The sequence below is a fragment of the Zobellia roscoffensis genome (assembly GCF_015330165.1).
In the GTDB taxonomy this organism is placed as follows: Bacteria; Bacteroidota; Bacteroidia; order Flavobacteriales; family Flavobacteriaceae; genus Zobellia; species Zobellia roscoffensis.
Map to the genome: position 1 here is coordinate 4260492 of NZ_JADDXT010000002.1, position 12457 is coordinate 4272948.

At 38.1% G+C, this 12457-nt stretch carries 15 protein-coding genes; 7 read left to right on the forward strand and 8 right to left on the reverse strand.

The features are described 5' to 3' along the window. Positions 1-2 precede the first annotated feature (2 nt). Entirely contained in the window at positions 3-2411 is a 2409-nt protein-coding gene (locus tag IWC72_RS17295; RefSeq protein WP_194530649.1) for a TonB-dependent receptor, read from the reverse strand. Positions 2412-2655: 244 nt separating this feature from the next. On the opposite strand from IWC72_RS17295, the gene IWC72_RS17300 reads away from it, so the two are divergent. The 3 genes from IWC72_RS17300 to IWC72_RS17310 are packed head-to-tail and all read left to right on the forward strand — an operon-like array spanning position 2656 to position 4809. Continuing rightward, on the forward strand, positions 2656-3198 hold the full coding sequence (locus IWC72_RS17300) for an RNA polymerase sigma factor (protein WP_194527432.1): 543 nt from the start codon (positions 2656-2658) through the stop codon (positions 3196-3198). Further along, the gene (locus IWC72_RS17305) at positions 3198-3737 is read left to right on the forward strand and encodes a hypothetical protein (protein WP_194530650.1); all 540 of its coding nucleotides are present in this window, start codon (positions 3198-3200) and stop codon (positions 3735-3737) included. Before IWC72_RS17300 ends, IWC72_RS17305 begins: the two co-directional genes overlap by 1 nt. Beyond that, positions 3721-4809 carry a hypothetical protein gene (locus IWC72_RS17310; protein WP_194530651.1) on the forward strand — a complete coding sequence of 363 codons (1089 nt, stop codon included), beginning with the start codon at positions 3721-3723 and terminating at the stop codon, positions 4807-4809. The genes IWC72_RS17305 and IWC72_RS17310 overlap by 17 nt, the downstream gene beginning before the upstream one ends. Positions 4810-4940: 131 nt before the next feature. Here the strand turns inward: IWC72_RS17310 and IWC72_RS17315 are convergent, their stop codons facing one another. Next, complete coding sequence (locus IWC72_RS17315; protein WP_194530652.1) at positions 4941-5453, reverse strand: lactoylglutathione lyase family protein; 513 nt, start codon at positions 5451-5453, stop codon at positions 4941-4943. Positions 5454-5571: 118 nt separating this feature from the next. Between IWC72_RS17315 and IWC72_RS17320 the strand changes: the two genes are divergently transcribed. The 4 genes from IWC72_RS17320 to IWC72_RS17335 all read left to right on the forward strand — a co-directional run bounded on the left by IWC72_RS17320 (position 5572) and on the right by IWC72_RS17335 (position 7660). Next, a complete protein-coding gene (locus tag IWC72_RS17320; protein WP_194530653.1) occupies positions 5572-5892 on the forward strand; it encodes a winged helix-turn-helix transcriptional regulator in 321 nt (106 codons plus the stop codon). Between the two features lie 130 nt (positions 5893-6022). Then, on the forward strand, positions 6023-6691 hold the full coding sequence (locus IWC72_RS17325) for a hypothetical protein (protein WP_194530654.1): 669 nt from the start codon (positions 6023-6025) through the stop codon (positions 6689-6691). After that, on the forward strand, positions 6688-6882 hold the full coding sequence (locus tag IWC72_RS17330) for a hypothetical protein (protein WP_194530655.1): 195 nt from the start codon (positions 6688-6690) through the stop codon (positions 6880-6882). Before IWC72_RS17325 ends, IWC72_RS17330 begins: the two co-directional genes overlap by 4 nt. A gap of 55 nt (positions 6883-6937) precedes the next feature. Then, on the forward strand, positions 6938-7660 hold the full coding sequence (locus IWC72_RS17335) for a head GIN domain-containing protein (RefSeq protein ID WP_194530656.1): 723 nt from the start codon (positions 6938-6940) through the stop codon (positions 7658-7660). 8 nt (positions 7661-7668) lie between these two features. Here the strand turns inward: IWC72_RS17335 and hisIE are convergent, their stop codons facing one another. The 6 genes from hisIE to hisB all read right to left on the reverse strand — a co-directional run bounded on the left by hisIE (position 7669) and on the right by hisB (position 12450). Next, entirely contained in the window at positions 7669-8268 is a 600-nt protein-coding gene (hisIE, locus tag IWC72_RS17340; RefSeq protein WP_194530657.1) for a bifunctional phosphoribosyl-AMP cyclohydrolase/phosphoribosyl-ATP diphosphatase HisIE, read from the reverse strand. An 11-nt stretch (positions 8269-8279) separates the two neighbouring features. Further along, positions 8280-8972: an aspartate/glutamate racemase family protein gene (locus IWC72_RS17345; protein ID WP_194530658.1), complete on the reverse strand. Its 693-nt coding sequence runs from the start codon at positions 8970-8972 to the stop codon at positions 8280-8282. 35 nt (positions 8973-9007) lie between these two features. Further along, complete coding sequence (gene hisF, locus IWC72_RS17350) at positions 9008-9763, reverse strand: imidazole glycerol phosphate synthase subunit HisF (protein WP_194530659.1); 756 nt, start codon at positions 9761-9763, stop codon at positions 9008-9010. 29 nt (positions 9764-9792) lie between these two features. After that, on the reverse strand, positions 9793-10563 hold the full coding sequence (gene hisA / locus IWC72_RS17355; RefSeq protein ID WP_194530660.1) for a 1-(5-phosphoribosyl)-5-[(5-phosphoribosylamino)methylideneamino]imidazole-4-carboxamide isomerase: 771 nt from the start codon (positions 10561-10563) through the stop codon (positions 9793-9795). Positions 10564-10647: 84 nt separating this feature from the next. Next, positions 10648-11232: an imidazole glycerol phosphate synthase subunit HisH gene (gene hisH / locus IWC72_RS17360; protein WP_194527444.1), complete on the reverse strand. Its 585-nt coding sequence runs from the start codon at positions 11230-11232 to the stop codon at positions 10648-10650. 81 nt (positions 11233-11313) lie between these two features. Continuing rightward, positions 11314-12450 (reverse strand): bifunctional histidinol-phosphatase/imidazoleglycerol-phosphate dehydratase HisB, encoded by a 1137-nt coding sequence (gene hisB / locus IWC72_RS17365; RefSeq protein ID WP_194530661.1) that lies wholly within the window; start codon positions 12448-12450, stop codon positions 11314-11316. Positions 12451-12457 lie beyond the last annotated feature (7 nt).

The following is a 12457-nucleotide window of genomic DNA, read 5'->3' on the forward strand; positions in this document are numbered from 1 at the left end:
TTTTAAAATTTAAAGTTATAGGTTAAAGAAGGGACGATGCCAAAAATGGCTGTTCTAGTAGCTTCGTTGGCTCCAGTTTCTAAATTCTGACCAAAAGAAATAGAAGCTGCATTTTTACGATTGTAAGCATTATAGATACCTAATACCCACTCCCCTTTAAATTTACTCTCAGGCTTACGGTTTGGTTTATAATTAACAGATAAGTCTAGCCGGTGATACGCAGGTAGGCGATCCGAATTTCTGCCTGCATAACTAGCAATAGAAATACCTTCATATTCATACTGCCCGTTTGGATACGTAACCGGTCTTCCCGTTTGAAAAACGAGATTAGAACTAAAGCTCCATTTATTATTCAATTTATATGACCCGGAAATAGAAATGTCATGAGTTCTATCATAAGGTGTATTGTACCATTCACCATTGTTGATTCCTAATCCGCCGGCATTACCTCCTGGAGTGCGTTGTTCAGACTTTGATAAGGTATACGCAATCCACCCCGTGAATTTACCCTCGTTTTTACGTAATAAAAGTTCAAGACCATACGCTCTTGATTCTCCGCTTAAGATTTCTGTTTCAATCGTATTCTGTCCTATTAAATTAGACCCATCAATATAATCGATTCTATTGTCCGTGTTTTTGAAATAGACCTCCGCTTCCATGGAATATGCCTTGTCCTTGAAATTTCTAAAATACCCCAGTGCATATTGATTGGATAATTGTGGTTTGATAAACTGGCCACTTGGTGCCCAAACATCCAACGGAGTAGCAGAAGAAGTATTCGAAAGCAAATGAATGTATTGAGCAACCCTAGAAAACCCTGCTTTTAATGACGAATTATCATTTAGAGTATAGGCCAATGATACTCTGGGTTCAAAGTTTCCAAATGTTTCTATGGCATCCCCTTTTTCATAATTTGTCTCCCCTACTTCGGTTCCACGTTCATATATACCCAAAGTAGAATTGTAAACAACAGGTTGGTCATTTGCATAATCTACCATGGCTTGCCCTCCAAGTCTAGTAAATCCGCTGTAGCGCAATCCATACTGAGCGGTTAAATTCTCTGTTAATTTATGTTCGGCATTTACATATACACCACTTTCCACGGCCTTTTTACGATCTAAGGTTAAGGGGTTAACGGCTGATGTCTCTGAGGTAGGCCTAATCTCGCCAGGGTCAAAATCATAATAAATACCACTAGCCCCAAAATCCAGTTTAAACTTGTCACTGAAATAGTATTTTAGATCATATTTTAGATTGTAATTGGTAATAGAAGAAACCCAATCGAACTCCGCTGTTGTTATCCCTAAATCATAATCATACTTACTGTATATAGCCGATAAGTTTGAAAAAAGTTTATCATTAAAAATATGGTTCCAACGCAGATTTCCGGTTGAATTCCCATAGCTGCTACTAAAATTTTCACCCAATTCAAAAGCATCCCTACCAAAATAACCGGAAAGATAAAGCCTGTTGTTCGTATTGATCTTGTAATTGGTTTTGAGGTTTAAATCGTAGAAACTAACACTGTTATCTTCACCGGCCGCTTTTAAAAGTAAATCTGCATACGACCTTCTTCCCGCAATAATAAACGACCCTTTTTCTTTGAACAAAGGACCTTCAACAGCCAAGCGACTTGAAATTATACCAACACCCCCAGTAGCTTCGAACCGCTTATTATTGCCATCTTTTTGACGCACATCAAGCACAGAAGAAACTCGACCCCCATAACGTGCAGGAATACCCCCTTTGTACAATTTCACATCCTTAATGGCATCAGCGTTAAACACTGAAAAGAAACCGAACATATGCGAGGTATTATAAATAATGGCCTCATCTAAAAGAACCAGGTTTTGGTCTCCCGCACCACCACGTACGTGAAAACCGCCAGTTCCTTCCCCATTATTGGTCACTCCGGGCAGCATTTGCAATGACTTTAAAACATCTACCTCACCCAAAACCACAGGCATTTGTTTTACCGTTGCAATATTCATTTTAGCAACACTCATTTCTGGTTTTCGCAAAACGGCCATTTCCGGTTCGTCTGCGGAGACCACTACTTCTTCTAGTTGTGTAGACACCGCCATAATCTCAAAATCTAGTTTTTGGTTTTTATCCAAAGTAATTTCCTGGTACTCTTCAGAATACCCCATATAAGAAATAAGCAAACGGTAGTTTCCTTTTGGCGCCGTAATGGAATAGAATCCGTACTCGTTGGTTACCACTCCAATGGTTGTTCCCTCTAGAAACACGGAAGCCCCAAATAAGGTCTCACCATCTTCTTTGTCACTTATCTTACCACTAACAGTATAATTTTCTTGTGCTATACCACACGTACTTACAAGTAATAATAGTAGACTTAAGACGGCTTTTGATTGCCGCAGCCAAACCTTGTGCTTTTCAATTTTTATCATTTTACTTTTTCGTTTTGATTTATGAACACCCTTATTGACAACTAAACTTTGAGAAGGTTGCATATGTTTAGTTTTTTATCTAAAAAAAATACGTTGTAAGGCTTATCTACGGTAAAAGTAAAGAACTACTATATATTTATATCTTAGTCTTAAAATATTTCACACCAAATGCAACCCTCCCAACTTTTGCTTGTCTTTGTTAGTGAAATGTAATTATAGAGTATAATCAACCCTCTTAAATTAATTGGAAACCGATATTCGTTTTAGGCATAAATCTCTTGTTGAAAGCAGCAAGACCGGCGATAGAAGTTCACAGTACCAACTGTATGAACTCTACGTAGATGCTATGTACAATATTGGGATGCGATTTCTGGGAATCAAAGAGGATGCAGAAGACATTGTTCAGGACAGTTTTGTAGATGCCTTTAAAAATCTGCACAACTTTAAGTATGAGTCTACATTCGGGGCATGGCTAAAGCGGATTGTAATCAATAAGAGCATCAACCATTTAAAAGTTAAGCGTTTACCGCTTGCCACAATGGACGATCATGAATACCACCTAACGGAAGACGAGGCACATGAAAAAGTAGATCCCGTAGATATTTTAAAAGTAAAAACAGGAATTGAAAAGCTCCCCCTGGGCTATAAACAAATAATTAACCTGTATTTACTGGAAGGTTATGACCACAACGAAATAAGTGAGGTACTGGGTATTTCCACATCCACCTCAAAATCACAATACCACAGGGCCAAAAAGAAACTAGTTGAAATTATAAACACATTATAATGGACAATTTTGAAAAACACATCCGGGAGAACAAGGCGCTGTTTGACGACCATAAAGCAGACCGAGGCAAAATGTGGGCAAATATAGAGCCCCAGCTAGAACCGGCGAAGCCAAAGGTAGTTCCACTTTGGAAATCTCCTATGATCCGCATTGCCGCTAGCGTCCTAATAATTTTGGGGATTTCCGGTCTCATCGGTGTTTCTTTTCTTGATGATTCCAGTACCGAGAATAGCTTTGTGTCCAAGGAACTACAAGATATAGATATGCATTACAAAGGTTTGGTGTCCTACCAGGTTCAATTGGTGAAGAATAACGATGAACTATCAGAGGCCGATAAAGAAGAGTTTTTATCCTTTATGGATGAACTGGATGCCGAGTATGAACAATTAAAGTTAGAAATGAGGAACAACCTGGATAACGAACTAGTACTGGAGGCTATTGTTTCTAATTATAGAAAGCGAATAGAACTCATAGAGAACCTATTGCACCAGCTAAACGAATCAAAATTAAAAGATGACGATTATGGATATACTTTATAAAAAACTGCTCCTTTTCGCTGCGGTGATGGTCTTTGGCCTTCCGGTCATGGCGCAGGAAAAAGTGTCTAAAAAGGTAACCAAGACTTACGGGTTTACCAATGCAGGAGAAATTCATTTAGACAATAAATATGGTAATATCAATATTTATGGGTGGACAAAAGACGAGGTTTCTATTACCGTAAACATTACCGTTACACATAAAAAACACGATAATGCACAAGAACTTCTAGATCGCATACACCCCGTTCTAAGGCATAGTGACGATTTTATTTCTGTTAGTTATGAAATTGGCGAGAATAATGACGGCTTCTTTTCCAACCTTTTTGAAAAGGCAAATCCGTTTGATTTTGACCGAAGCAATGTTCAAATAGATTACAAAGTGTTTATGCCCGAAAAGGCCGAATTGGAAATCATCAATAAGTTCGGTGATGTTTTTATTGAAGATTGGCTGGGTATTTTAAAGGCTGATGTTCAGCATGGTGATATGTGGATAAATGACGACTTGAACAAAGCCGATATTAGTATAAAATATGGCAAGCTTAGAGCCAAAAACATTAGTTATGCCAACCTAGACCTAAAGAATGGCGGACTTAACATGAACAATTCCAAGACCATGCGATTGAATAGTGCGGGCTGTGAAATTGACATGCATACCGTTGGTTCCTTAGAGTTCTATTCCAACAAAGATGAAGTAGACTTAGAAGAAATAGGCACTTTTTACGGGATGCTCAAGTTTAGTACTATTCAATTAAGAAGGTTAGCCAAGGATATAGATTTAGTTCTAAAAATATCAGATTTTAGAGTGGAAAAAATAGTGGACCCCAATGCCATTATTGCAATAGAGCAAGAATCTTCTGAGGTTAGCTTAAATATCTCCGATTTTCCTCATGAATTTACAGCAGTACTCGCCGAAGGGCTGGTGCGCTTACCCAAATCCTTTCATGACGTAGACTCCAAGATATTGGATAAAGGCGATAAACTACGGGAAATAAAAGCAGTTTATGGTAAAAATGCACAGGGGCGTATTTCTATTACCGGTAAAAAAGGTGTGGTTTTGTTGAAGGAGCTTTAGATGTAGTGGGTAGTGATGTAGCTGTGGGTATTGAGTATTGAGAAGTTAACTTTTGAGAAATTTTTAAAGTATAAAAAAGCGACCAACACTCTTTTGAGTATTGGTCGCTTTCATTTTAAATTTTGTTTCAATTACTCCGTATATGCCCCGGAAGAATACGTCAACTCATAACTGTGCGAATAGATTTCAAAAACAATTCCGAAAGGGTCTTCTACATAACACATTCTATAGGGCTTTTCATTAGGATAATAAGACCTTATAGGCATACGGTGCTTTCCGCCATGCGCTACAATTTTATCAACCAAATCTTCAATGTTTGGGTCTTGTATGCAAAAATGGAATAGTCCCGTATTGAACGGATTAAAATCTGGTGCCTCTTTACCCCCCTGTGGAAATGAAAATAATTCAATTCCAATACCATCGGAAGTGGACATGTGGGCAATTTCAAATTCTTCCCAGTCTTCACCAAAAACATCAATACACATCTGGCCAATGGCTGTTTCTTTTTCTTTTTTAACTTTTGATGGAGCCATTATCACATACCACCCCATTACTTCGGAATAAAATGTAACGGCTTCTTCTAATTTGGGAACCGTAATACCAATATGTGAAAATGATTTTGGATACTCTTTATTTGTGTTCATATTTTTAGTTTTACACTACAAAACAAACCTATATTTGACTTACAGACAATAACTTACCCAAAAGTGACATAGTTACCAAAAAGAGTAAATTACTAATTATCAACAGTTTGTACCTAAAATGAATAACGAAAATTACTGCCCTTTAGATCACACCATGAATTTAATCGGTACCAAGTGGAAACCAATTGTTCTTTTTCATCTCCTTGATAGGCAATTACGTTCTGGCGTTTTACAGAAGAAAATTCCAGGAATATCAAATAAAATGTTTACTCAAACTGTACGTGAACTAGAAAAAGACGGACTGGTCATCAGAGAGGTATTTCCCGTGGTTCCTCCAAAAGTTGAATACGGTTTAACAGAAAAAGGAAAATCACTCAAAGACATCTTAGAAAGTCTGGATAAATGGGGCGCTGACAATAGTAAACCTCCATTAAATTAAGTATCCTTTTCACTACTCACAATTCCTATTACAAGGAAAAATTCATTTTTTTTTGAAAATAATTCGTTTTTGGTGCAACTTTTTGTGCCTTAGGCTGTCTATTAGGTAATCAATCGAAAAACGAACAGTGATGAAATCTTTTAAAACGAGTCTTCTTGTAATATGTTTGGGGACTACCTTCTTTAGTTTTGCCCAAAATGAAACGGAAGAATACTTAGAATTTAACGACCGTAACAATGTTGTGCATGGCGTATACCTGGGCCTTACCATGGGCGTTGGTGAAATTGACGATCAAAACGCATTTATGGGCGGACTTAAAGTGGCCTACGTAGCAAATCGTCAATTTGAAATAGGCTTTGCAGGCAATTTTTTATATTCGGAACAAGACATTTATAACAATAGTCTAGCACGTTATGAAGACCTAATTGGTGCCTACGGTGGTTTACATCTAGAGCCTATTTTTTTCAGTAAAAGACGTGTTAATCTTTCTTTTCCACTTTTACTAGGTGCCGGTGGTGTTGGTTATATCGATAATCGTTTTCACGATGAGGATAATTATGACGAAGAACTTACCGAAGATGATTTTGATGTAGTTTTTGTAGCAGAACCCGGAATCAGCGCTCTTTTTAATGTATCGCGCTATCTGCAATTAGAAGCAGGTGTCAAATATCGTTTTTCTAGTAGAATAGAACTTCCTCCAACACGAACTACTCGTATTAATGGCTTCTCAGTCGGAATAGGAGTTAAAGTGGGTATTTTTAATATGGGTCGTAATAGATACAAAAAGAACGTACAATGAAAGCAACAAACGAAAAAATATGTTCGCGTTGTCACGATGTTATAGAAACACAACATGTATTCAGTGAAAACAACCAAGTATTTCTTAGAAACAATTGTACCGGTAGTTCCTCAACTAAAGAAGAATGGTCACCCATTAACTTTCAGTGGATTCCTGTAGTTAAGCTTCAGGAGCGTTTAGTAAACGTCTAAAACACCACAATTCATCAATCTGCTTTCCCTTAGGGCAAGCTTAAAAACAATCAAAATGAAAACAAAAACGATTTTTATCGCCATGGCCCTGGCATGTGGAATTCTTACCTCTTGTGACTATGACCATATACGAGCTTCGGACGAAATCACCACTAAAGATTTAACCATTTCAGATTATGACGGACTAAAAGTTTCCAATGCTTTTGATGTCTACGTTACCTTTTCAGATAATAAAGAGGAAATCCAAATTGAAGCGAATGACAATTTACAAGACCGTATTGTTGTTGCACGAGAAGGAAACGAAGTTATCATCAAACTTAAAAGATACACAACAGTAAGTGGCAATCCTACATTAAAGGCTTTTATAACCACCAAAGACATTTCTGAATTTGACCTCTCTGGAGCAGCAAGCGTAACCTTAGAAAGTCCTTGGAATACCGAACGTGGCAAAATTGAGCTTTCCGGAGCGTCTGACCTTACCGGTGAAGTCTTTGCAGATTATCTTAATGTTGACCTTAACGGTGCATCTGAAGCCGATATTTACGGGGAAGTAAAATCCGTACATGCCAACCTTTCCGGAAGCAGTGACTTTAGAAATTACGATTTACAAATAGAGCGTTTGAACATTGATCTTTCAGGAGCCAGTGAAGCTTTCCTTACTGCCACGGAATCAATAGATGTAGAGGCAACGGGAGCGAGCACGCTAAACTACAAGGGTACTGCAGTTATCAATCATGAACGGATAAAAGGAGCTTCACAGCTAAAAAATAGGAACTAGTAAAACGACTATTTATGTCGTTTTACTAGTTCCGCTTCTATATCTTTTAAGGTGAATCCTTTTGCCTGAAGCAACATTAGGTAATGAAAAAGTAAATCGGCACTTTCATATAAAAAGAGGTCATCGTTATCATCCATGGCCTCTATTACCGTTTCCACGGCTTCCTCCCCAACCTTTTGGGCTATTTTGTTTATGCCCTTTTCAAATAAAGAGGCAACATATGATTTACTAGAATCCGAAGCTTCACGGCGCTGCTTGATGACATCTTCCAGTTGCGAAAAGAAACCGAAATTAGGGTTGTTCTCTTCGTTCCAACAAGTACCGGTTCCTTTATGACAAGTAGGACCTACGGGTTTTACAAAAACTAGAAGTGTATCATTGTCACAATCGTTTTTAATATCTATCAGCTCCAAGAAGTTTCCGCTCTCCTCGCCTTTGGTCCACAATCTTTTTTTGGTGCGACTATAAAACGTTACTTTTTTGGTCTCTTCAGTTTTGTCAAAAGCCTCTTGGTTCATGTACCCCAACATCAAAACGTTTTTTGTAACTGCGTCCTGAATAATTGCCGGCACGAGTCCGTCTCCGTTTTTATTGAAATCTATTTTCATTATTTTTTATTTTAAGCAAGTGCGAATTTAACTGCGGCGTAAGCGTGTTCCTTTGTTGTATCTATTACCGCTATACTGCAATCTTTTTGTTGAATGAGCAACGGAATTTCGGTACAACCCAAAATAACACCTTGCGCACCTTCTTTTTCAGCCTTGCTAATGATATCTAAATATTTATTTTTTGATTCTTCATTAATGATTCCTTTGGAAAGTTCATGATATATTACGTCATGAACCACCTCTCTATCTTCTTTAGAAGGAATCAATACCTCTATTTGAAACTGATTTTTAAGGATGTCCTTATAGAAATCCAACTCCATAGTATACTTCGTACCCAACAACAATATTTTTTGGCATCCTTTGGCTTTAACCGCCTCTCCGGCAACCTCCGCTATATGCAATACGGGAACATCTATTTTTTCTTCGATTGCGGGAACACTTAAATGCATGGTGTTCGCACAAATGAGAATAACTTCCGCACCGGCATTTTGTAAACGCAAGGCAATGTCCGCCATCTTCTCATGCAAGGAATCCCAATCTCCTTTGCCCTGTTTTTCCGAAATCTCTGCAAAGTTAACAGACTCAATAAGACACTCACAGGAACTAGAACCTCCTAAAGTTTCAGCTACTTTTGTGTTCAACAACTGATAATACAACTGTGTTGATTGCCAAGTGATGCCTCCTATTAGACCTATTTTTTTCATTATCTCTTATTTATCGGTTAGAGTCCAAATCGAACTTATAATCGTACGGGAATTCCTTTATCTTTTAACTCTTCTTTCAAATCTTTAATACCAATTTCTTTAAAATGAAAAACACTGGCTGCAAGCGCTGCATCGGCTTTTCCATCAACAAAGGTATCCGTAAAATGTTGCATATTTCCTGCACCACCCGATGCAATTATGGGAATGTTCAATTCCGTGCTTAGTTTGCTCAGCGCTTCATTGGCAAAACCATCTTTAGTACCATCATGATCCATTGAGGTAAAAAGAATTTCTCCTGCACCACGTTCTTCTACTTCTTTGGCCCATTCAAACAGTTTACGTTCCGTAGGCACTTTACCTCCTACCAAATGAACGATCCACTCTCCATCTATCTGTTTGGCATCTATGGCTACCACAATACACTGCGAACCGAATTTGGCCACCAAATCGTTTATTAACTGTGGATTCTTTACTGCGGATGAATTAATGGAAACCTTATCCGCTCCGTTTTGCAACAGAACATCAACGTCTTCCACAGACGAAATTCCCCCTCCTACCGTAAACGGAATACTTACTTTTTCCGCTACGTGGTAAACTAGCTCCGCTAAAGTTTTTCGCTTCTGTTCCGTTGCCGAAATATCTAGAAAAACCAGCTCGTCCGCTCCTTCCTTACTATAAATTTCAGCCAATTCCACTGGGTCCCCCGCATCACGTAAATCAACAAAATTTACACCTTTTACCGTTCTTCCATCCTTTATATCCAAACAGGGTATTATTCTCTTTGCTAGCATATTACAATGTTCTTTATTGCTTAAATTACTTATCGCCCTCCCATTTCCAATATAAAATCCTCTAGCTGTTTTAAGCTAATTCTATTTTCATAGATGGCTTTTCCGATTATTGTGCCTTCACAGCCCATTTCTGCAAGTTTAGGCAATTCATCAAAGGTTGAAATACCACCGCTGGCAATCAATTTTAGTCGCTGGGTTACCTTTCCCTCAACTCCCTTCATATCAACTTTGCACTGCTCTAAAATCTTTTTATATAAATCGAATGAAGGTCCTTCTAGCATGCCGTCTTTAGAAATATCGGTACAGATGACATAGGCAATTCCTTTTTCTTGATATGATGAAATAAACGGAATCAATTCTTCAGTAGATTCCTCCTGCCAACCCGAAACGGCTACTTTTTCATCTTTGGCATCCGCACCTAAAATAATTTTCTCGGCACCGTAAGTTTGAATCCAGCTGGAAAACGTCTCCTTATCTTTTACCGCAATACTTCCACCAGTAATTTGGTTAGCTCCGCTTTCAAAAGCTATTCTTAGATCATCATCCGTTTTCAATCCGCCGCCGAAATCAATGTTCAACGTAGTGCCACAAGCAATTTGCTCTAAAATCTTATGATTTACGATATGTTTGCTCTTAGCGCCATCCAAATCCACCAAATGCAAATATTGAATACCATGCGCTTCAAACTCCTTCGCTACCTCTAACGGGTTCTCATTGTATATTTTTTTAGTATCATAGTCCCCTTTTGAAAGGCGAACGCATTTACCATCTATGATATCTATTGCGGGTATTATTCTCATTAGTTAGTAGTTAGTAGAAGTTAAAAAAATCAGTGTTACCGTAAAAGTTTCAAATCCAATATTCATTTCTCAGTACTAATTCCGCTATATATTCTTCAAAAAATTCCCAAGAATCTTCTCTCCTACGTCACTACTTTTCTCAGGGTGGAATTGGGTGCCATAAAAATTGTCTTTCGCCAAAGCTGCGCTGTATTTTAGTCCGTATTCAGATTCCGCGATGGTTTCTTTGCACAATGGTGCATAAAAACTGTGTACCAAATAAATATGCTCTTTATCGGCTATGCCATTGAACAAGTCCGATTTTAAATTCGCTATCTGGTTCCATCCAATTTGTGGGACTTTAACCTCATTGTTGAATTTGACTACGTCCACATCAAAAATACCAAGACCTTCTGTGTTTCCTTCTTCGGAAGAGTGACACATAAGCTGCATTCCCAAACAAATACCCAGTACGGGTTGTTTTAGCGTAGGTATAATTTTGTCCAGCCCGCTGTTCAAAAGCATTTTCATGGCACTACTTGCCTCACCTACACCTGGAAAAATAACCTTGTCCGCAGCTTTAATTTCTTCTGCATCACTACTCAAAACGGCATCGTACCCCAATCGCTTGATAGCGAATTTGATACTCTGAATATTCCCTGCGCCGTAATTTATAATAACTATTTTCATTTATTTAGTATTGAGTATCAAGTAATGAGTACAAAGCAAATTTTAAAATCTTAATACTTTGTACTCAATACTCACTACTATTTAAAGCATTCCCTTTGTACTTGGCAGTACCATTTTTTCTACATCACGTTTCACGGCCATTTTAATTGCCTTTGCGAAAGCCTTGAATATGGCTTCTATCTTGTGATGTTCGTTTTGACCTTCCGCTTTTACATTTAGGTTGGCTTTGGCACCATCTGTAAAAGATTTAAAGAAATGATAGAACATTTCCGTTGGCATATCTCCGACCATCTCCCGATTGAACTCCGCATCCCAAACCAACCAATTACGACCACCAAAATCTATGGCCACTTGTGCCAAACAGTCGTCCATAGGAAGGCAGAAACCGTAGCGTTCAATCCCCATTTTAGAACCTAGTGCCGTGTGAAACACCTCCCCTAAAGCAATAGCTGTATCTTCGATAGTATGGTGCTCGTCTACTTCTAGATCACCATCTACTTTTATCTCCAAATCCATTTGTCCATGGCGAGCCAATTGATCTAGCATATGGTCAAAGAAAGACAGTCCTGTTTTGATATTGCTTTTGCCCGTCCCGTCTAGGTTTAGGTTGATGTATATATCCGTTTCATTGGTTTTTCTGTGCGTTTCCGACACTCTGTTCTCCAACTTTAGAAATTCATAGATTTTCTCCCAGTCGTTGCTTTCTAAAGCGATAACGGAATCCAACTCGCCTCTTTTTACTGTGATTTCTCCAGTACCCAAATTGGTTTCATCGTTAATAAAGATGCCTTTTGAACCTAGATTTTTTGCTAATTCAATGTCCGTTAAGCGGTCACCGATTACGAACGAATTTTTTAAATCATACTCCTCCGAAAAATATTCAGTCAACAAACCTGTACCTGGTTTTCTGGTATTTGCATTTTCATGGGGAAACGTACGGTCTAGAAAAACCTTGTCAAAAACAACGCCTTCATTCTCAAAAGACTTCAAAATAAAATTATGGACGGGCCAAAATGTATCTTCAGGAAAAACGTCCGTACCTAATCCGTCTTGATTGGTAATCATAACCAACTCGTAATCCAGTTCTTTGGCTATTTTCCCCAAAAACATAAATGCTTTTGGATAAAAGACCATTTTATCGAAAGCATCGATTTGCTCGTCAACAGTTTCTTTGATTATGGTACCGTCTCTATCTATAAATAAAACTTTCTTTGCCATAGTATTG